General features: G+C 30.2%; 26 protein-coding genes. 12 read left to right on the top strand and 14 right to left on the bottom strand.

Going from position 1 to position 20,463, the window contains the following annotated elements:
* The first annotated feature begins 74 nt into the window (after positions 1-74).
* The 7 genes from ABNT61_RS01080 to ABNT61_RS01110 all read left to right on the top strand — a co-directional run bounded on the left by ABNT61_RS01080 (position 75) and on the right by ABNT61_RS01110 (position 5,172).
* Positions 75-605: an ankyrin repeat domain-containing protein gene (locus ABNT61_RS01080; protein WP_348711460.1), complete on the top strand. Its 531-nt coding sequence runs from the start codon at positions 75-77 to the stop codon at positions 603-605.
* A 5-nt stretch (positions 606-610) separates the two neighbouring features.
* Positions 611-1,363, top strand: a complete 753-nt coding sequence (locus ABNT61_RS01085) for a T9SS type A sorting domain-containing protein (protein WP_348744500.1) — start codon at positions 611-613, stop codon at positions 1,361-1,363.
* A gap of 87 nt (positions 1,364-1,450) precedes the next feature.
* Positions 1,451-2,626, top strand: coding sequence for a GlmU family protein (locus ABNT61_RS01090; RefSeq protein ID WP_348744501.1), 1,176 nt, complete (start codon positions 1,451-1,453; stop codon positions 2,624-2,626).
* Positions 2,627-2,659: 33 nt separating this feature from the next.
* Positions 2,660-3,013 carry a hypothetical protein gene (locus ABNT61_RS01095; RefSeq protein ID WP_348744502.1) on the top strand — a complete coding sequence of 118 codons (354 nt, stop codon included), beginning with the start codon at positions 2,660-2,662 and terminating at the stop codon, positions 3,011-3,013.
* A 411-nt stretch (positions 3,014-3,424) separates the two neighbouring features.
* Complete coding sequence (locus tag ABNT61_RS01100; protein ID WP_348744503.1) at positions 3,425-3,943, top strand: hypothetical protein; 519 nt, start codon at positions 3,425-3,427, stop codon at positions 3,941-3,943.
* 148 nt (positions 3,944-4,091) lie between these two features.
* Positions 4,092-4,556 (top strand): hypothetical protein, encoded by a 465-nt coding sequence (locus ABNT61_RS01105; RefSeq protein WP_348744504.1) that lies wholly within the window; start codon positions 4,092-4,094, stop codon positions 4,554-4,556.
* A gap of 421 nt (positions 4,557-4,977) precedes the next feature.
* Positions 4,978-5,172, top strand: a complete 195-nt coding sequence (locus tag ABNT61_RS01110) for a hypothetical protein (protein WP_348721736.1) — start codon at positions 4,978-4,980, stop codon at positions 5,170-5,172.
* Positions 5,173-5,250: 78 nt separating this feature from the next.
* Here ABNT61_RS01110 and ABNT61_RS01115 read toward each other — a convergent pair whose 3' ends face one another.
* From ABNT61_RS01115 to argS, 6 genes are all read right to left on the bottom strand, one after another.
* Entirely contained in the window at positions 5,251-5,625 is a 375-nt protein-coding gene (locus ABNT61_RS01115) for a LysM peptidoglycan-binding domain-containing protein (RefSeq protein WP_348711477.1), read from the bottom strand.
* A gap of 83 nt (positions 5,626-5,708) precedes the next feature.
* Complete coding sequence (locus ABNT61_RS01120; protein ID WP_348744505.1) at positions 5,709-6,308, bottom strand: hypothetical protein; 600 nt, start codon at positions 6,306-6,308, stop codon at positions 5,709-5,711.
* Between the two features lie 330 nt (positions 6,309-6,638).
* Positions 6,639-8,027: a dihydrolipoyl dehydrogenase gene (gene lpdA / locus ABNT61_RS01125; protein ID WP_348711479.1), complete on the bottom strand. Its 1,389-nt coding sequence runs from the start codon at positions 8,025-8,027 to the stop codon at positions 6,639-6,641.
* 28 nt (positions 8,028-8,055) lie between these two features.
* On the bottom strand, positions 8,056-8,643 hold the full coding sequence (locus ABNT61_RS01130; protein ID WP_348744506.1) for a hypothetical protein: 588 nt from the start codon (positions 8,641-8,643) through the stop codon (positions 8,056-8,058).
* Positions 8,643-9,203 (bottom strand): hypothetical protein, encoded by a 561-nt coding sequence (locus ABNT61_RS01135; RefSeq protein ID WP_348744507.1) that lies wholly within the window; start codon positions 9,201-9,203, stop codon positions 8,643-8,645. The genes ABNT61_RS01130 and ABNT61_RS01135 overlap by 1 nt, the downstream gene beginning before the upstream one ends.
* 15 nt (positions 9,204-9,218) lie before the next feature.
* On the bottom strand, positions 9,219-10,991 hold the full coding sequence (gene argS, locus ABNT61_RS01140) for an arginine--tRNA ligase (RefSeq protein WP_348744508.1): 1,773 nt from the start codon (positions 10,989-10,991) through the stop codon (positions 9,219-9,221).
* A gap of 95 nt (positions 10,992-11,086) precedes the next feature.
* Here argS and ABNT61_RS01145 point away from each other — a divergent pair, with 95 nt between their 5' ends.
* Both ABNT61_RS01145 and ABNT61_RS01150 read left to right on the top strand, forming a co-directional pair.
* Positions 11,087-11,587: a YkgJ family cysteine cluster protein gene (locus ABNT61_RS01145; RefSeq protein WP_348711482.1), complete on the top strand. Its 501-nt coding sequence runs from the start codon at positions 11,087-11,089 to the stop codon at positions 11,585-11,587.
* A gap of 70 nt (positions 11,588-11,657) precedes the next feature.
* Entirely contained in the window at positions 11,658-12,497 is an 840-nt protein-coding gene (locus ABNT61_RS01150; protein ID WP_348744509.1) for a sterol desaturase family protein, read from the top strand.
* A gap of 41 nt (positions 12,498-12,538) precedes the next feature.
* Here ABNT61_RS01150 and ABNT61_RS01155 read toward each other — a convergent pair whose 3' ends face one another.
* The 8 genes from ABNT61_RS01155 to ABNT61_RS01190 all read right to left on the bottom strand — a co-directional run bounded on the left by ABNT61_RS01155 (position 12,539) and on the right by ABNT61_RS01190 (position 16,654).
* Positions 12,539-12,760, bottom strand: a complete 222-nt coding sequence (locus ABNT61_RS01155) for a hypothetical protein (protein WP_348721741.1) — start codon at positions 12,758-12,760, stop codon at positions 12,539-12,541.
* 120 nt (positions 12,761-12,880) lie between these two features.
* Positions 12,881-13,825, bottom strand: a complete 945-nt coding sequence (locus ABNT61_RS01160; RefSeq protein WP_348744510.1) for a hypothetical protein — start codon at positions 13,823-13,825, stop codon at positions 12,881-12,883.
* Between the two features lie 65 nt (positions 13,826-13,890).
* On the bottom strand, positions 13,891-14,151 hold the full coding sequence (locus ABNT61_RS01165) for a hypothetical protein (RefSeq protein WP_348744511.1): 261 nt from the start codon (positions 14,149-14,151) through the stop codon (positions 13,891-13,893).
* Between the two features lie 463 nt (positions 14,152-14,614).
* Positions 14,615-14,872 carry a ComC/BlpC family leader-containing pheromone/bacteriocin gene (locus ABNT61_RS01170; RefSeq protein WP_348744512.1) on the bottom strand — a complete coding sequence of 86 codons (258 nt, stop codon included), beginning with the start codon at positions 14,870-14,872 and terminating at the stop codon, positions 14,615-14,617.
* Positions 14,873-14,905: 33 nt separating this feature from the next.
* Positions 14,906-15,130, bottom strand: a complete 225-nt coding sequence (locus ABNT61_RS01175; protein ID WP_348744513.1) for a hypothetical protein — start codon at positions 15,128-15,130, stop codon at positions 14,906-14,908.
* Between the two features lie 170 nt (positions 15,131-15,300).
* Complete coding sequence (locus ABNT61_RS01180) at positions 15,301-15,561, bottom strand: hypothetical protein (protein WP_348744514.1); 261 nt, start codon at positions 15,559-15,561, stop codon at positions 15,301-15,303.
* Positions 15,562-15,718: 157 nt separating this feature from the next.
* Positions 15,719-15,967 (bottom strand): hypothetical protein, encoded by a 249-nt coding sequence (locus tag ABNT61_RS01185; RefSeq protein ID WP_348744515.1) that lies wholly within the window; start codon positions 15,965-15,967, stop codon positions 15,719-15,721.
* A gap of 105 nt (positions 15,968-16,072) precedes the next feature.
* Positions 16,073-16,654, bottom strand: a complete 582-nt coding sequence (locus tag ABNT61_RS01190; protein ID WP_348744516.1) for an adenylosuccinate lyase — start codon at positions 16,652-16,654, stop codon at positions 16,073-16,075.
* A gap of 63 nt (positions 16,655-16,717) precedes the next feature.
* Here ABNT61_RS01190 and ABNT61_RS01195 point away from each other — a divergent pair, with 63 nt between their 5' ends.
* The 3 genes from ABNT61_RS01195 (at position 16,718) to ABNT61_RS01205 (ending at position 20,385) form a co-directional block, all read left to right on the top strand.
* Positions 16,718-17,428: a toxin-antitoxin system YwqK family antitoxin gene (locus ABNT61_RS01195; protein ID WP_348744517.1), complete on the top strand. Its 711-nt coding sequence runs from the start codon at positions 16,718-16,720 to the stop codon at positions 17,426-17,428.
* 96 nt (positions 17,429-17,524) lie between these two features.
* Complete coding sequence (gene mnmA, locus ABNT61_RS01200; protein ID WP_348744518.1) at positions 17,525-18,712, top strand: tRNA 2-thiouridine(34) synthase MnmA; 1,188 nt, start codon at positions 17,525-17,527, stop codon at positions 18,710-18,712.
* A 44-nt stretch (positions 18,713-18,756) separates the two neighbouring features.
* The gene (locus ABNT61_RS01205; protein WP_348744519.1) at positions 18,757-20,385 is read left to right on the top strand and encodes a S8 family serine peptidase; all 1,629 of its coding nucleotides are present in this window, start codon (positions 18,757-18,759) and stop codon (positions 20,383-20,385) included.
* The last annotated feature ends 78 nt before the right edge of the window (positions 20,386-20,463 follow it).

A 20,463-nucleotide genomic window follows, 5' to 3' on the forward strand; every position in this document is an offset into this window, starting at 1 on the left:
ATAAGTTTAACTACTGATTTCACAGGGATTATAATGTTCTTTGTTGTAAACGTAACCGCTTTAAAATGAAAATTATGACTCCAAAAAAAATGACTTTATTGCTGTTGTTTATTTCCGTTTCTGGTTTAACTCAAGAAAATACGGCGAACGAAATATTCAACATTGCAAGAAACGGATCCTTACAAGAATTGAAAGAATTACTAGCTATTCACCCAATGTCAATCGATATGCCAAATGAAGCGGGATATAACGCATTAACATTAGCATGTTATAATAGTAACAATGAAGTAGCTAAATATATTGTAGAAAATACAAAAAGCATAAATGCCAATAATGGTTATGGAACGGCTTTAATGGCTGCTACGGTGAAAGGGAATGTTGAGTTGGTAGAATACTTGGTTCAGCACAATGCGGATATGGATATTTCAGATGCTAATGGTAAAACAGCTTTGCATTATGCAGTTGTTTTCAATTCTTATGAGATTGTCGAATTTTTAATTAAGTCAGGAGCAAAGTTCGATTTGAAGGACAATAGAGGAAACACGGCAAAAGATTATGCCAAACTTAAGAGCAATAAGAAAATTCTAACCCTATTTAAAGTCTAATTATTATGAAGAAAAAACTACTATTAGTTTTTGTGTTTGCGAGTTTATATTTGTCAGCACAGGTATTTTCAACAGGAACTCAAACCTTAAAAGATGATTTAAGTGTTAATCTAGAGATCGATGGAACAACAACTACCTTAACCTTGAATGGTCCTGCCAATGCTTGGTTTGCCGTTGGTTTTGATAACAATGCAACTAACATGTTTAGTAGTTCTGATGTTTTTAGAACAGATGGTTCTACAATTACAGATGCAACCACAGCAGGAAATCAATTACCACCAGCAGATGCAAGTCAAGATTGGAATTTAGTATCAAATACCGTTGCCGGAAATATCAGAACTATAATCGCAACAAGACCTAATAATTCTGGAGATTCTAGCGATTTTGTGTTCAGTAATTCGGCAGGAAGTATAGATGTGATTTGGGCTTTTGGTAGTTCTACAAGTTATGCTTATCATGGAGGAATAAATCGAGGAGCAACTACTTTAGGAGTAACGTTAAGCAATAAAAAGTTTGATACTTTAGATTTTGATATTTTCCCAAACCCAATTTCTAGTAAAATTAAAGTTCAATTACCAACATCTATAGAGAGTGCTGATATTGCTTTTTATGATGTGTCTGGTAGATTATTAAGAAGGGAGCAAGCTACAATTTTTGGTAATAATGAGTATATAATTGATGAATTAGGAAGTGGAGTTTATTTTATTAAAGTAAGTGCAGATGGAAAAATTGGGAGTAAAATGATTGTAAAAAGATAAGCCCCATATTATAAATTTTCTATAACCGATTGCCTCATGGTAATCGGTTTTTTGTTGTATGTTTGTTATGCTTCAAAAAGATCTAAAATGAACTATATTTTATTTGACGGAGATGTAAGAACATCTCTTTTACCTTTTACATATACAAGACCAGTTGCTGATATTAGAGTAGGAATTTTAACTATTCGTGAGAAATGGGAAAAATACTTAGGATTAACAACTACAACCATTACAGAAGAGTATTTAGAAGAGAAATATCCTATGGTTGAAATGGAAGAAAACATTATGCTAAATGCTTCATTTCTTCCAATTCCTGAATTGGTTGAAATGATCAAAGGATTAAAGAAGAATGAAGCTATTTTTAAAGGGGAGGATGTTATTGCTTTTTATACTTCTCAAGATCAGGAAGAAGTAGATTTTGATTCTTATAATCAAATAGAATTTGAGGAAGAGATTATTCAAATAAAGAATACATGGGATATTTTTTCTAAAAATGATGAAGCTATTCGTCAAGATTTTAATTTTTTAACAGAAGGTAGAACTTCACAACCCATTCCCGAAACAGTAAATTGTGTTGGTAGAGAAAATATATTTCTAGAAGAAGGAGCAAAACTTACGTTCGCTACATTAAATGCTACAACGGGACCTATATATATTGGTAAGAATGCAGAAATTATGGAAGGCGTTGTTGTACGAGGAGCGTTAGCAATGTGTGAAAATTCTGTACTGAAGTTGGGAGCGAAAATTTATGGAGCAACTACTTTAGGACCTTATTGTAAAGTGGGAGGAGAAGTGAATAATTCTGTATTATTTGGGTATTCAAATAAAGGACATGATGGATTCTTAGGAAATTCAGTTTTAGGAGAATGGTGTAATTTGGGTGCAGATACCAATAATTCTAATTTAAAAAATAATTATGCAGAGGTAAGATTATGGAATTATGAGACTGGAAGGTTTGCTAAAACTGGTTTACAATTTTGTGGATTAATGATGGGAGATCATTCTAAATGTGGTATTAATACTATGTTTAATACAGGAACAGTTATTGGAGTTTCATCCAACATTTTTGGAAGTGGATTTCCTAGAAACTTTGTTCCATCATTCAGTTGGGGAGGAGCATCTGGCTTTACAGAATATAAAATGAACAAAGTAAATGAAGTTGCCGAAGTTGTTATGAAAAGAAGAAATGTAGTTTATAACGAGTTAGAAGAAAAAATTCTGTCCGCTATTTTTGAAGAAACAAAGAAATACAGAAATTATTAAAATCAAAAAATATATAAAGTTATCTAATAGAGAATGAGATTTTACATATTAGTAATAGTTTTATTATCCAGTTTTAAACTATTTTCTCAAAACGAAAAGTATAAAGATGTAATTAGAAATGTCATAGAGAATTATAATTATAGCAAAATAGATAGTTTAGCTAGAATTGCGGGGTATGCTAAAGGAGATAGTCTTAAAAGTGTTGTAGTTTTCAAGGTAAATCATAAAGGGAAAACATTTGATGTAAAGGCAACAGGTTCTTATGTATTATTCAATGAGTTAAGTGAAAAGATTTTTAACTCTATGCCAAAGTTATATTTCGATGTAAAGTTAAAAGAAGGTCAACACTTTATGTTTGAGATGCCTTTGGTTTATAGAATTAGGTAGTTGAAATTTAATGTTAAATAACAGAAACTTGTAGGTTTTGTTTTTTGATTTTGAAGATTACTAACGAAACAGTAATTAACTAAAATTAGGCCTAAGTTGTAACTCCCTAAATTAGAGAAACAACTAATACACGATTGAATTGAGAATTACACTATACTTATAAAAAAGAAAAATAATTAGAATATTTAACGATAAAATTGAGGGAGGGAAGAAGTCTTCAAAAAATAGCTACATATACGCTAATCATACATAAATTGGTTTGTAACAAATTCTGAAAATTATAACTGTAATAGTGCTGAATATTTTATCGATTCTCATCCAATTCTAGGATAAGTAAATTAGGGTTTAAAATATTATTAAAAAAAAATTCGGGTTTGTATTATAAGAGATTATAGAATCAATAATTTAGATATGGGAAGTATTTTTTATACTTATTTGGTTACGAAATTAGTTTTTACAGCATTTTTTGGTGTTGGGTTATATGCATATCTAAAAAAGGAGACTCCATATTTTATACCTCATTTAATCATTTTGATTGGTGTATCAGGTTTGATTTATGATTTTATAGCACCATCGATTTTTAGTAATGTGGATTTATATCAAACAACTCAACTTTTAGAAAAGGAAGATGTGGATAAAGTATTCATATTTGATGAGAGAGGTACTGTACTACTCAAATTTAGATCTGAAAATGATATATCTAAAGTTCTTGATTTTATTAAAAGAGCAGAAAGTTATTCATCTAATATTGGGCACATCCAAAAGAGTTATGAAATGGAAATTTTATTATCAAATAATGAAGTTATAAAGTATGAAATAGTAAAAACTAGAAGTAATGGTATTGTAATATTTTTAAAAAATAAGTTTAAGGATAGATATTATCATATCGGTAGATATAGAAACATGGATGTTTCTTTATTGAGTTTTTAATAGTTATAAGTCAAATTAGAATTAAATATTACTATTAGTATAATAGATGGTAATTCGTAGTTATTTGAAAGAAAACGAATGTAAAGCATTACAAATTCATTAAAAAGTCATTCTTTTACTTTACCATGCATTTCAAAGATAGAATAAGATGAAAAAACCGTTACTACTTTTACTAAAACTTTATGCAGTTCTATTAGTAATATTTTTTTTGGGTATTGCAATAACAAAATTTATTTCTAATAAAGATTCAGATTATTTAAGAGAGTTCAATTTAAAAATTGAAGGTATTGTAGAATCGAGAAAAGAATTAAACATTGGAGGTAACTTTGGAATTATAAAGATTAGGATACTTAAAAGTAATAAGAAGTTTTATGATGGTAGAAATGAAAAACGAACAAGACATATGGGATATATTGATAAGGAAATGGCGATTATCCCTGTTTCGGGTGTATCAAATATTCAAGTAGGAGATTTAATTAATATAAATGTGACACACATTAGTGTTTTAAAATTAGAAGAAGTTATTTACAAAAACCATTTGGCTTTACCGACTAATTCATATGCGTATTCTGAGATTAATTCATATATCTATGATAATAAAAATTTAAAGTAATATTTACTGAAAACCAAAAAACCAAAAAACCAAAAAACCGAAACTAGCACGTTTCGGTTTTTTTGGTTTTGTAACCTTCCTTTTTCACTTATAGCAACTTCCCCATCAACTTCAATTTAATAGTAATTGATAATTGCATAATAGTAGTTTTTTCGTTGAATAGTTAATAACAAGAATGATGCCGAAAAAGGTTTTTTCTATTTTATTATCAGTAAAACTTATAATTTATTTAAATAAATGTTTTTAAAGTATTGATAATGTTGTTTTTATTGTAAAACTGAACTGATTTTTTAATAGAAATGAATAATTTAACTTAAGTAATAAAAAATTTCAAATCCTTTTTAATATTTAAAATAAGATTCTTAATTTTAAAGAGTATTTTTTAAAATATACCAAATAAAAAATCTAAAAATTTATTATTATGTTAAAAAACATTGAAAATTTAGGAAAGTCCCTTAGTAAAAAAGAACAAAAACAAGTAAGCGGTGGATGGGGAACCATTCGTTGTAACACAAACAGAGATTGCTGGGATGCATATCCTTTCTTAGGTCCTGGAGATGTTTCTTGTAGAGATAGTCTTTATGGGTTTGGAGGAAGAGTTTGTATCTTCAATTAATGGATAGTCCTCAAAATTTAAAAACCTCGCAAATTGCGAGGTTTTTTTATATAGAGTAGTGTAGTTTTAAACGATATACTATAGATTCGGAATTACCAATTCTTGACCTGGATGAATTAGATCAGCTGATTTTAGGATATTCGTGTTCGCTGCGAAAATTTCTTTATACTTCATTGCATCACCATAATAGTGTTTTGCAATTTTACCTAAAGTTTCTCCACTTTTAACCGTGTGGTTTGCAAATACAGAAGTATCCTCAACTGTAATATCAGCTACAATATCAGTTGGGTTATCACCACCTACCTTTTTAATTTCATCCCATAAAAGGTTTTTCTCATACTGATTCTTTGCAGTTCCAGAGATATGTAAAACTCCATTTTCTTCTTTTACATCTCCGTTTTGAATTTCTAATTGTTCACCTAGGTTTAAAACACTTTGATATTTTGCTTTCATATTGTAAAAATTTTATTTGTCTTAAATATATTAAAAAACCTCGCAATTTGCGAGGTTTTTTTGTTTCTTCTTGGTTGTGATTTTTAAAATCTATAGGATAAAGATAGTTGAGCAGGATTGTTACCAAAACCAAAGGCATAAGATGAAATGTCACCATTGATAACATTAGTTCCTGTAGTTTCTGTAAAATCTCCAGTTGTATAACTAAATCTAGGTAATAATTCTACTCCAAAAGCCAAATTATCATTAAATACATAGTTAACACCTATAACACCTGCTAAAGATGGAGTATACGTAGTTCTTTCAGTTTCAAAGAATGTTGTTGCATCTCTAGTAAATTTATTGTTGTTGTATGCAAAAGCAACATCAAATCCATAACGAAATTCAAGATTTTTAGTAATGTCTTTTCTAAATTCTTTACCAATACTAACTTGAGCCCCAATATTAAATTGTTCATCATCACCTCTTACAGGATCATCAGTTTCTGATTCTGTATTATTTAGGTTTAAAGCCAAGACACTAAAACGCCATAAATTTTTGGATGTACCGGTTTTGTAGTTCAATCCAAATGAATTTAACGAAGAGAAGTTAATTCCAACTTCTTGTCTTTTTTCTCCTTCTTGAGCAACTGTTGTGCTAATTGTAGCACATAATAGCAATAGACTTAATAATGTTTTTTTCATAATTTTTGGTTTTAAATTTATTTATATGGTTAAGTCTACAATGTCGCAAGAATGATACCAAAAACATCAGTTTTAGTGAAGTGATTGTATAATTAACAATAGATTATAATTGGATGTTTTTTATGTGGTTTATTATAAGGTTGTTACGTTCCAATTTTAGAGGACTTCATTACGAAAAAATTTTATCCCGAAAAATATGGAGAAGTAAACATTTTAATAGATTCCTTCATTTCATTCGGAATGACCATAACACAATTCTTTTTTTAATTTAGAATAACAAAAAAAGGCCATCATTTTTATGATGGCCTTTAAATTTATATATGTTATGTTCTATAGGTGAATCACTTCATCGTAAGCATCAGCAACTGCTTCCATAACCGCTTCACTCATTGTTGGGTGAGGGTGAATTGCTTTTAAGACTTCATGTCCAGTAGTTTCTAATTTTCTACCTAACACAGCTTCTGCAATCATATCTGTAACACCAGCTCCAATCATATGGCAACCTAACCATTCACCATATTTTGCATCAAAAATTACTTTTACAAATCCTTCTGGAGTTCCAGCAGCTTTTGCTTTACCTGAAGCAGAGAATGGGAATTTACCAACTTTGATATCATAACCAGCTTCTTTTGCTTTTTCTTCTGTTAATCCTACAGAAGCAATTTCTGGAGTAGCATAGGTACAACCAGGAATGTTTCCGTAATCAATAGATTCTGTATGTAATCCAGCGATTTTTTCAACACAAGTAATTCCTTCAGCAGAAGCAACGTGTGCTAAAGCTGGACCAGGAGTTACATCTCCAATTGCATAATATCCTGGGATATTTGTTTGATACCAATCGTTTACTAAAATCTTATCTCTATCAGTTACAATTCCAACATCTTCTAATCCGATGTTTTCAATGTTTGTTTTAATTCCTACTGCTGATAATACGATATCTGCTTCTAAAATTTGTTCTCCTTTTTTAGTTTTAACAGTAGCTTTAACGCCATCTCCAGAAGTATCAACAGATTCAACAGAAGAGTTAGTCATTATTTTGATTCCAGCTTTTTTGAAAGAACGTTCCATTTGTTTAGAAACATCTTTATCTTCAACAGGAACAATATTCGGCATATATTCTACAATAGTAACCTCAGTTCCCATAGCGTTATAGAAATGAGCGAATTCTACTCCAATGGCACCAGAACCAACAACAATCATTGATTTTGGTTGAGTAGGTAACGTCATTGCTTCACGATATCCAATTACTTTTTTACCATCCTGTGGTAAACTTGGTAATACACGAGAACGTGCTCCAGTTGCAATTACAATATGATCTGCTGAGTATTCTGTTACTTTTCCGTCCTCTCCAGTTACGTCAACTTTTTTACCAGTTTTTATTTTTCCGAAACCATTGATTACGTCAATTTTGTTTTTCTTCATTAAGAATTGAACACCTTTGCTCATTCCATCAGCAACACCACGACTTCTTTTGATTACAGCGTCAAAATCTTTGTCAATAGCTTCTGCTTTTAAACCATACTCATCAACATGCTTTAAATAATCATATACTTGAGCAGATTTTAAAAGTGCTTTTGTAGGAATACATCCCCAGTTTAAGCATATTCCACCTAAACTTTCTTTCTCAACTACAGCTGTTTTAAAACCTAATTGAGAAGCTCTAATAGCTGTAACATATCCTCCAGGTCCTGAACCAATTACTATGATGTCGTATTTCATAATTTATATTTATCTATTAGTTGTTTATTTACATTTTTTGTGGATTAAAAACCATGTCTTTAATTCCAAATTTTTTGCTCGTAAAACCTAATAAGGCATTTACCGAACTGTGAATTATTATTAATGCTACAATTGCAGCAAAGGGTACTCCTAAAATTTGATAAGGAACATAATACGTCCACGTCCCCAAATTTATGGCAATTATTTCACCTAACGTAGGAAAAAAGGCTACCATAAATAATGTTAAGTATTTTTTTGAATTCTCAGAGAGGGTAGGAGTAGCTTGATAAACTTGATTTTCAATTTGGTACATCAAAATAAAAGCGGCTCCCCAAGCAAAGAAAATCCATAATGGAACTTGTCTAGAAATATCATGATATTCCCAGTATCCATATGATGTACCTGCATGTTCAACAGCAATTCCAATAATTCCAGTAATTACAAAACCAATGACTAAGGCAATGCTAAAGGTTTGTTTTTTTATGTTTTTGTAGAATGAGTGTACAATCTTTAGGGCCAATAATATGGCTAATACTAAATCATATTGGTGTAATAATCCTATGGCTATTCCGCCAATAATTAATTTGATTGTATTTTTAATTAAGATTCTTTGCACTATTTACAGTTTTCGTTATAAAACTTAACTGCGTTTATCATTCCACCTAAAGCAGCTCTATCTTCCATACTTAAATCAGTATATTTTTTGCAATCAGAAAAGAACTCTTTATAGATTTTTTTATCATCTTTTTCGGATAAAAGTCCCAAAACCTGGTCTCCTCCGTGTTTTCCGAAATAATAGATTGTTTGTTTATTATTACCTAAAGATTTAGGAGTATTACCAGTAAAATCAAATAAATGATCAACTTTATTTTTAACGTAGAGACTTATTTTTCCGTTAACTAATTCTTCAAGAAGTATAATTTTCCTCTTCGTCATTTTGAAAACGAAAGTCTTACCATTATCAAAAACTACCTTTTTTACTTTCTTATAGTTTAAAGTTTCTTTTTTAAAATTCTCTAACTTTTTAAATCGAATTTTATTCCCTGATATTTTAGCTAACCCTTTAACTTCTTCATTATTTCGAAGAAAGATGTTGGCTTTGTCAAATTCATCTTGAGCAAAAACAGATAGTTGAATAAAAAAGAATAGAATAAATTGTTTTTTCAAAGTAATCATAACTATATATTTACTTTACATTCTCTCAGGAACATTAATCCCTAACAAACTAAATGCTGATTTAATAGTATCCGCCACCTTTTTAGATAGCTGAACTCTAAATACTTTTTTATCTTGATTCTCTTCACCTAAAATTGAAACATTTTGATAAAACGAGTTGAATTCTTTTACTAAATCGTACGTGTAATTTGCAACCACAGCAGGAGAATAGTTCTTAGCTGCTTGTTGAATTACTTCTGGATATAATTCTAATTGCTTAATTAATTCTTTCTCCTTATCATGTAAATCAATAGATGAAACAGAAGAATTGTAATCAAAATCAGCTTTTCTTAAAATAGACTGGATTCGAGCATACGTATATTGTACGAAAGGTCCAGTATTTCCTTGGAAATCTACAGAAGCTTGAGGATCGAATAAGATTCTCTTTTTAGGATCAACTTTTAAAATGAAATATTTTAAAGCACCTAATCCAATAATTTTATATAAAGACTCCTTTTCTTCATCAGAGTACCCTTCTAATTTTCCTAACTCTTGAGAAATCTCACGAGCAGTATTCGTCATTTCATCCATTAAATCATCAGCATCTACAACTGTTCCTTCACGTGATTTCATTTTTCCAGAAGGTAAATCTACCATTCCGTAACTTAAATGATATAATTGATCAGCCCAGTTATAGCCTAACTTCTTTAAGATTAAGAATAATACTTTAAAGTGATAATCTTGTTCATTACCTACAGTATAAACCATTCCGTTTAAATCTGTAAAGTCTTTAGCACGTTGAATAGCCGTTCCAATATCTTGAGTCATATATACTGCAGTACCATCTGAACGCAATACTAATTTCTCATCTAAACCATCTTCAGTTAAATCACACCAAACAGATCCATCTTCTTTTTTGAAGAAAACTCCATCTTTTAATCCTTGCTCAATAACGTCCTTACCTAATAAATAGGTATCACTTTCATAGTATAACTTATCGAAGTTTACACCAATATATTCGTATGTTACGTCAAATCCTTCATAAACCCAACCATTCATTGTTTTCCAGAGGTCAACGACCTCAGGTGAGCCTTTTTCCCATTTACGTAACATTTCTTGAGCTTCTACAAAAATTGGAGCTTGCTTTTTAGCATCATCCTCAGAAATTCCTTGTTCAACTAATTCTGAAATTTCTTTCTTGTATTCTTGATCGAACTTTACGTAGTAATTACCAACTAATTTATCTCCTTTTAAACCTGTAGATTCTGGAGTTTCTCCGTTTCCAAAACGTTTCCAAGCCAACATTGACTTACAAATATGAATTCCACGGTCGTTAATAATTTGTGTTTTATATACTTTGTGACCCGCCGCTTTTAGAATTTCAGAAACTGAATACCCTAATAAAACGTTTCTTACGTGTCCTAAGTGTAATGGCTTATTTGTATTCGGAGAAGAATACTCAACCATTCTCGCATCCGAGTCTGAGCTTACAAATCCGTATGATTCGTTTGATGAAATTTCATTGAAGAAGTTGATGTAAAAACTATCATCAATAACTAAGTTTAAGAATCCTTTTACCACATTAAATTTAGACACTTCTTGAATGTTTTCTACCAAGTAGTTTCCTAAATCTTCACCAATTTGTACTGGATTTCCTTTCTTATATCGAAGTAGTGGAAAAATTACCACAGTAATATCTCCTTCGAAATCTTTTCTTGTTGCTTGAAATTCTACAGATGGGATTTCTGTATCGTATAACTTTTTAAACCCTTCTTTAACGTTCGCTTCTAGTAACGATTGTATGCTCATTAGTTGACTTATTTCATTTAAATCGAGTAGCAAAATTACATAATTTTATTGGTTTATGTAGCCGAATTCTATTCATATTGCCGTAGCTTTGCAATATGGATAAAGACCTTGAAAATCTTAAAGAATTATCACAAGAGAAACTTGCTGAAAACAAGAAATATTTTCAAAAACTGAAAAAGCGCACACCAAAGCGTCTTGATTTAATAGTGCAGGAGATTCATGAAGAGGAATTTGAACGAACAGATTGCTTGAATTGTGGGAATTGTTGTAAAACTACAAGCCCTATGTTTACTTATAAAGATATTGAGCGTATTTCGAAGCATTTAAAAATGAAGGTTGCAGATTTTGTGTCTCAATATTTACGTATTGATGAAGATGATTTTCACGTATTAAAAACTTCTCCATGTCCGTTTTTAGACTTGAATGATAATTCGTGTTTCATTTATGATGTGCGTCCTAAGGCTTGTGCTGAATATCCACATACGAACAGAAAGAAATTTATTCAGCTGGCGAACTTAACTATTAAAAATACAGAAATTTGCCCGGCAACTTATAGAATTGTTGAGGAATTGAAGAAAAAATTACCAATTTCTTAATTTTATTAACGTAGTTATAGTAACAATACGTCCATTTTTTAGTAAACTTGTTATGTAAATCAAACATAACATGGAAGTAATTAAGACCTATTTTGAAAACATGCCAACGCTGCATAGAAGTATGCTTTTGGTTGGTGGAATTTCATTTTTCTGGCTCCTTGAAAGTGGAATGCCTTTATTTAAATTTGGTTACAACAAATGGAAACATGCTTGGCCGAATTTATTTTTTACAGGAACTACAGTAATAATCAATTTTGCTCTTGCATTTCTTTTATTACAAACTTCTTTTTGGGTAGATGAAAATCAATTTGGATTGATCAATTGGTTGCCAGAAATGCCATTATGGGCTTATATTATATTAGGTGTTTTATTTCTAGATTTTTTTGGAGCATACTTAGCACATTTGGTAGAACACAAGTTTATTCCCTTGTGGATGGTACATTTAGTTCATCATACCGATCATAAAGTAGATACTACAACAGCAAATAGACATCACCCAATAGAAAGTGTAATTCGTTTTGCGTTTACATTATTAGGTGTGTTTGTAGTAGGAACACCGTTTTACATCATAATGTTATATCAATCATTATCATTGGTGTTTACGCAGTTTAATCATGCGAATTTGAAAATGCCAAGGAAATTAGATAAGATATTGAGTTATGTAATCGTTTCTCCGGATATGCATAAGGTTCATCATCATAATTTGTTGCCTTACACAGATTCAAACTTTGGTAATATCTTTTCTATTTGGGATCGATTATTAGGAACTTATATGGAATTAGATAGAGATGAAATTGTATATGGAGTAGATACCTTTCCAGATGAAGTCAAGAATTCAAACTTAACAGAATTGTTAAAACAACCGTTTCAAGGATATCGAAAACCTACGAATCTTGAAGAATTAAAATAAAAGAAAAGGTAAATTCAATTGAATTTACCTTTTTTATTGTGTTACATACGGATTCCATCTTGAGGGTAGAATAATTCTTCTTTTTCTGCTTCAACAACGGCAATTGGAACACAGTGAACTCCATTTCCAGAAACATCAGTACTTGAATTAAAATTCCCGTTGTTATCCCAACAGTAATATTCATTTGCACCACCGTTAATTTGAATTAAACTACTTTTTTCTAGTTTTTCCACTCCCTTTAAGTTTAAAATACTTTTTTTCATTATTCGATTTTTTAATTAATACTGGTTGCAAATTACAATGACGAAAAAGAGTATGAGTAAGGGGATTGCCTTAATTATATTAAGTATTTACCACTAAAAATTAAGGTGTAAAAAATGAATTTAAAGGAGGATTAACTCTGTTCTTATATTAAATTTTTCCTTTTTGCGAAGTGTATTAATTTTTTGGTTTAAATGTAAATATTCCTCAATAGGTAAATCTAAGTCTATACTTATTAAATAATTTAAATCAGTTTTTAGAGTATCAAGTTTTGCGAAATCTTCTTTCGATTTTATAACGACGTTTTCTGGTTTGAATTTTTTAATATAATCTGTTCTAGTGACATTTAATTCTCTTGGAGGTGGTGCATTTTTTAGTAGTTGTTCCTTAAATAACTCTATTCTAATGTCGTAATAGTGCAATTTTCTAGATTTGAATTCATATTTAGATAATACGCTAATTAAAGGAAAGTTTACTGAGTCAAAATTAGAATATAATCGAGTTAATTCTTTTAAAGTAATTCCTTTTCCTAATAGAATAAAAGGCTTTTTGTATTTATTAGGAATTTTACAGCTTAAAAGAAAACCAGGAATCATGCTAATATCTGCTTTCTTATCATTTAATATTAATTGTGTCGTTTTTAAATTCGATTTACTCAACTTGATAAAGTTGGTACTATTTTTTATAGTGTCAAAATGAATTGTTTTTTTCGATTTTATATCTATAAAATGAAATGTTTTATCAACTTCTATAGCAGATAAAGGCGATTTAAAATATCTACTATTATTAAAAATCAGTAAGGAATCTCCAGGCTTATATTTCAAATATTCTTTATGAGTTTTATTATTAACAGTTATTGAAATAGAATCTTTTTCTAAATTAAATGTACCATAAAGAGTAATACCGAAACCATTATTAATGGCAATGGAATCTCCTTTAAAGATAATTTCAAAATCTCCAGTTTCAGCTGTATTCCACCAAGTACCTTGTAAATCTTTTTTGGAAACAGAATTAGAACAAGAAGACAAAATAATAACTAGTAGAAAGAGATTTAGCCGTTTTATCATAGCCTTTTTTCTTTTAAATATACGAATTCACAATAAAAAAGCGAGCATTTGCTCGCTTCCTTCCTTTAAATTCTAAAACACTTGTATCTTTTATCTGTTAAACTTAAATCCGTTTCAGATTTAAAATATTGAACGTGATTGTAAGACGCTGTACTAGCCGAGTAACACATAAACTGCCAATTCGGTGATGGCGGTCCATCAGGATCTTCTGGTACTAATGGTGTTGAGTTTAATGGATTACCAAATCCGTTTCCTCCTTGAATCGTTTTTTGGTCAGATGTTGAGATTTTTTCCACTCCCTTTACATTTAAAATGCTTTTTTTCATGATTTAATTTTTTAATTAATACTGGTTGCAAGTTACATTGAGTAAAGAGAGTTTGATTAAGGTGTTTACCTTAATATAGGTTGGATAAAGCTCCAGATTTTATGGAGTTAATCAAATAAATTAAAAGTTGATTAACTCTATTCTATTTCTAACTTTTTTCTTTTTATGAAACCAGTTTATTTTCTGATTTAAATAACCTTTTACTGATAAATCTAAGTCAATACTTATTAAATAGTTCAGATTAGTTTTTAGCGAATTTAACTTATTAAATTCTCTTTTGATTGCATGGTAATGATTTGCGGATTGAACTTACCTTGGTGATTTATTCTATAAATACCTTTTTTGACGAAGGAAAAAGATTAAAGCTTTCTTTAAAAAAGCAAATTTTATTTAAAAATGATGTAGCAATTATAAGAAAACATATAAAAGAAGGCTGTACTAAAAGACTGCCTTCTTAATAATATTATAGAGGATAGCAAACAGTATAAAAATCAGTATTATCTGTATAAGAACGATATCCTGGATCATTTAATGCATTTCTTCTGTAGCATAAGAATTTCCATTCATGGTCACTATAATTATCATCATCTTCACCATAATCAATTGGTGAATTAGTAGGATTACCAAATCCATTTAAAAAACCACCACCACCATCAATTTTTCGTAGTTCTTTAGTGGTTAACGTTTTTACATTATTAATATTTGAAATATTTTTTTTCATGATTATTTTTGATTTAGAAGGTTAATGTTTTTACTATACAGGATCAACAGGTCCATTATTGTTTCCTCCACTAGTGTTATTACTTCCACCTGAAGTGTTTGTGTTACAGTTACAAAATAGAGGTTTAGGAATAGTGCTTTGAAAATAAGAATCTAATGCACACCATTCAAAACAGGGAATGGCTCTTCCTCCTCCGTTAATGGTTTTTTGCTCTATTTTGTTTAGAGCTTTTCCAAAGTTTAAAATGTTTTTTTTCATGATTAATATTATTTAATTTATACATGAATGTAAAAAGGTTTAGAAGCTTTTTTATTAGAATGTTTCCGAACTTATTGTTATAATTTGTAAATGATATGGTCTTACCATTTAAAAATAAAAAAAGCGAACTTTGGAAAGTTCGCTTAGGTCTTAGAATATTATTTTAGGAATTAATATGGCCAACAGATATAAACACTACCAGTTTCGTCATAATTAGAAATATGACTAAAACTATTTGGATTTTGATACCTTGTGTAACAAGCAAATTTTCCACCAGGAGTCCAATAATCTTTATCGCCCTCACTTAATGTTGAACCTTTTGATCCTGTTGAACCTGAACCTGCTCCAATTCCACCTTTACCTTGAATAGCTTCAGTTTCATTTTTAGTTAATTCTTTAACTCCATCTAACTTTAAAATTCTTTTTAACATGATTGATCTTATTTTATGGTTAATACTTTAAAGTTATCTAAATGAGAAATGCAGAAGTCTTAGAATTTTCCGAAACAGTTGTTTTAGTGTATAAAAGGACATATTTATTTTTTAAGTGTAGAAATAAAAAAGGCGAACTATGTAGTTCGCCTAAATTTTAATTTAATACTGGTCCTAATGGATCAGAAATTGAATCGTCAAATTGATAGTTTGCATCAAAAGGAAAACAAACGGTAGTTGCAGAGCTTAAATCTATTGGTGAAATAAAAAAGCGATTTCCTGAATTGTTACGATAACATTTAAAAGAAACATTCGGATTATCATCTCCAATTCCAGATAAATGCCCTCCGCTAATTTTTTTTTGCTCTTCTTTTCCTAATAATTTTACATTTTTAAAATCTAACATGATTGATTATATTTTTTGGTTAATACCTTAAAATTAAATCAACGTTAAAAGGATAATTAGAAAGATTTTCTGAAATGTAGGTTATAGTTTCTGATTTGTAGAATTTCAAGAGTTAGTGTGTTTTGCTAACAATTGTAAAATTTTCTTACCTCTTGCTGTACATCCTTTACTTTCGTGTATAACTTTCGTCCTTATAATATGTTCAAGTTCAGGGTGAACCCAGTCTCTATGTTTACCAAACAAATACAAAGTATTCATAGTATAGGCTTTTACCGCAATCTTTTGTTCGGTTATCAACCAATCAAATCCAGTTTCTATAATTAAAGTTATCTGTTCGCTAGTTATAGTTTCTTTGGTTTTATTATTTGATGTATTGGTGTAAGCAGTAGCTAAATGTTCACAAATTTTTGCACAAGTTCTAAGAGCTCCGTCAAATTGTAAATTTTGTAGACCTTTTGTAAAGGTATCTAAATGAGGTAAAACATGGTTAATTCCATGATGTGTACAAATCCATTCTAAAATCCAAGCAGCTTTAATTGACAATTTATTATTTACATCAAATGTTAAATCTACTAGAGGTTTAATCAATTCAGGCTGTTCTAATACAATATTTGCAGCATTATTTCGATTTACTCTTTTAGGATTTTCCATACTGTGTAGTACAGAAATTAAAAAATCAATACTCATATTGGTATGGTTTATGTACTTTTACATTATAATTACTAAATATAAGGACAAAAGAAAGAAAGAATGATAAAAGTTAATTTGTTAATTGTCTTAAGTTTTGTAGTAACTTCATTCACTGCATTTTGCCAAAAAACAAATCAGTTCGATGCTAATGGAGAACGTGATGGACTTTGGCGTAAATATTATAATAATGGAGATTTACGTTATGAAGGTGAATTTAAAAATGGGAAGGAAATAGGAACATTTACTTTTTATAACAGAGGATCTTCTTATCCTGCTATTGTAAAAGTGTTTTCAAGTAAAACAGATACAGCTTCAGTAAAATTCTACAATAAAAGTAGAATTAAAACTACTGGGAAAATGATTGGAAAGAAAAGAGTAGGGAAGTGGATCTATTATTTTTCTGATGGTAAACGTGTATTCTCTGAAGAAAATTATGATAATGGTATTTTAAACGGAGTTGTTAAAAACTATTACGACAACGGAAATGTAACAGAAGAAACGTATTATAAAGAAGGTAAAAAGCACGGAACATCTAAAATTTATACCGAAAACGGAGTTTTAATTGAAGATGTGAACTACGAAAATGGAAAACTGAATGGGGAAGGAAAATACTTCGATATAAAAGGTGTTATTAAGGAGAAAGGAATGTTTAAGGATGGTGAGCGATTTGGAAAATGGGAGTATTACATTGATGGAGAAGTTTCTAAAAAAGGTCGTCCTAGAAAGAATTTATTGAAAGATGATGCTGAACCTGAAGAGGAAGAAGAGTAAAACTTTTCTATAAATTCAATTTATCACCCTATCAATATTACTCATATTAAAAAACAGATTCTTATTCGTAAATTTGCAGCCTAAATTTAGCAATATATGAAAAGAGTAGTGGTTGGACTTTCAGGAGGAGTAGATAGTAGTGTTACCGCTTATTTATTAAAAGAACAAGGATACGATGTAATCGGATTGTTCATGAAGAATTGGCATGATGATTCTGTTACCATTTCTGATGAATGTCCTTGGTTAGAAGATAGCAACGATGCTATGATTGTTGCTGAGAAATTGGGTATACCTTTTCAAACGGTTGATTTAAGTGAACAATACAAAGAACGTATTGTTGATTATATGTTCGACGAGTACGAGAAAGGAAGAACACCTAACCCTGATGTTTTATGTAATAGAGAGATAAAGTTTGATGTTTTTATGGATATTGCATTAAGCTTGGGAGCAGATTATGTTGCTACAGGTCACTATTGCAGAAAAGATGAGGAAATTATAGATGGAAAACCAGTATACAAACTTTTAGCAGGAAAAGATGGTAATAAAGATCAATCTTATTTCTTGTGTCAATTATCTCAAGAGCAATTATCCAAAGCATTATTCCCAATAGGAGAACTTACAAAACCAGAAGTAAGAGAAATTGCTAAAGAAGCAGATTTAATTACTGCTGAAAAGAAAGATTCTCAAGGTTTATGTTTTATTGGTAAAGTCAGATTACCTGATTTTTTACAGCAAAAGCTACAACCAAAAGAAGGTGTAATTGTACAAGTTCCAAATTCTTTTGAGCCTTATAATAAGCCATTACCAAGATTCGAAAATAAAGAGGCAGAGCTAACTTATAAATCAAAGAAATATGAATACGCTATAGCTGATGGAAAAGTTGTGGGTAAACATCAAGGAGCTCATTATTTTACAAAAGGACAACGTAAAGGGTTAGCCGTTGGTGGTACTAAAGAACCATTGTTTGTGATTGAAACAGATGTAGAGGAAAATGTAATCTTTACTGGAGAAGGTAAAAACCATAAAGGCTTATACAGAAATGTTTTATTTGTTTCTAATGAAGAATTGCATTGGGTTCGAGAAGATTTAGCACTAGCTACAGATGAAACTATGGAAGTTGAAGCAAGAATTCGTTATCGTCAGGCTTTAGAAAAAGCAAAATTGTATAAAGTTGAAAACGGATTGTTTGTAGAATTTGAAAATCCACAATCTGCAATTCAAGAAGGACAATTCGTAGCTTGGTATAAGAATGAAGAACTATTAGGTTCAGGAGTTATTTCCTAATCTATTTTGAATATAAAATTAAATAAAAACAGTAACTTACAATCATGAAGAAGTTACTGTTTTTTTTATCACTAATTTTTAGTTGTAGTTTATTTGGGCAAGAGCATGCTTGGGTATATTTTAAAGATAAACCAAGCGAAGCTACTTTTATGTCATCTCCATTAACAATGCTTACACAAAGAGCATTAGATCGTAGAACAAAACAAGGAATTGCTTTAGATAGTAAAGATGTTCCAATTGAAACTTCCTATTACGATCAAATTAAAGCGGCAACGGGAATATCTGTAAAAGCGAAATCAAAATGGCTAAATGCGGTTCATGTTCTTGGATCAGTTTCAGATATTAACGCTTTAACTACGAGTTTTACTTTTGTAGACCGAATTGAATTTGCGAACAGATCATTAAATACGAGCAGTACTGTAGTAGCAAAATCGGCGAAAGTCATAAATAATCATAAGAATAAACTTGAAACTAAAAAACCTACCTATAACTACGGAGATGCAACTAACCAAATTGAAATGTTAGGTGGAGATTTTTTACATGAGAATGGATTTACAGGAAATGGAATACATATAGCAGTAATTGATGCAGGATTTCCAAACGTAAATACATTACCGGCTTTTTCTAGAATAAGAACCAATAATCAAATTTTAGGAGGTTATGATTTTGTGAATAGAAGTGATAATTTTTATACAGGAAATTCGCATGGAACTCATGTGTTATCTGATATAGCAGCTTATAAAGATGGAGATTTTATAGGAACAGCTCCAGATGCTTCATTTTATTTGTTTAGAACAGAAGATGCTGCAAATGAAACTCCTTTAGAAGAATCGTTATGGGTTGAAGCTGCAGAAAGAGCAGATAGTTTGGGAGTTGATATTGTCAATACATCTTTAGGATATTCTACATTTGACAATTCGAATTATAATTATAGCTATAGCGATATGGATGGGCAAACCACTTTCATAACTCGTGGTGCTGAAATTGGAGCTTCTAGAGGAATGCTAATGGTTACTTCGGCCGGTAATTCTGGTAATAGTCCATGGAAATATATTAGCGCCCCAGCGGATGCAAATTCAGTATTTACAATTGGTGCAGTTAACCAATTAGAAGTTATTGCAAACTTTAGTTCTTATGGTCCTACTTCAGATGGAAGAGTAAAGCCAGACGTTTTAGCACAAGGTCAGAACGTTTATATTGTAAATTATTTCACTGGTAATAATGCTACTTCAAATGGTACATCATTTTCTTCTCCAGTAATTGCTGGGGTTTTGGCTTGTTTTTGGCAAGCTTTGCCTGATAAAACTAATTTTGAAATCATGACATTAATAAGAGAGTCTGCCGATAAATTTAGAAATCCTACGGATCATCATGGGTACGGAGTTCCAGATTTTAATGCTGCATATAATTTAACTTTATCGGTTGACGAAGATTCTTTTGATAATTTTAAAGTATTTCCTAATCCTATAGACGATTTAGTTACTCTAAATGGAATTGATGGAGATTTAAAGGAATATTCGCTAAAAATATATAGTGTCTTAGGGAAGCAGATTCTTCATAAACAGGAATTGACTTCGAATAGCATAAACTTATCAAATTTAAAAACTGGAATTTACTTTTTGAATTTAAGTAATGGTAATAAAAGTAAAGTTATCAAACTAATAAAGAAATAGAATTTCTAAGGTTTACGCTTCGGAATTAGAAGACCAATTACTAAGATACTTCATTACATTATTAATGGCTTTGTTTAA

It is taken from the genome of Tenacibaculum sp. 190524A05c (genome assembly GCF_964036595.1).
Taxonomy (GTDB): domain Bacteria; phylum Bacteroidota; class Bacteroidia; order Flavobacteriales; family Flavobacteriaceae; genus Polaribacter; species Polaribacter platacis.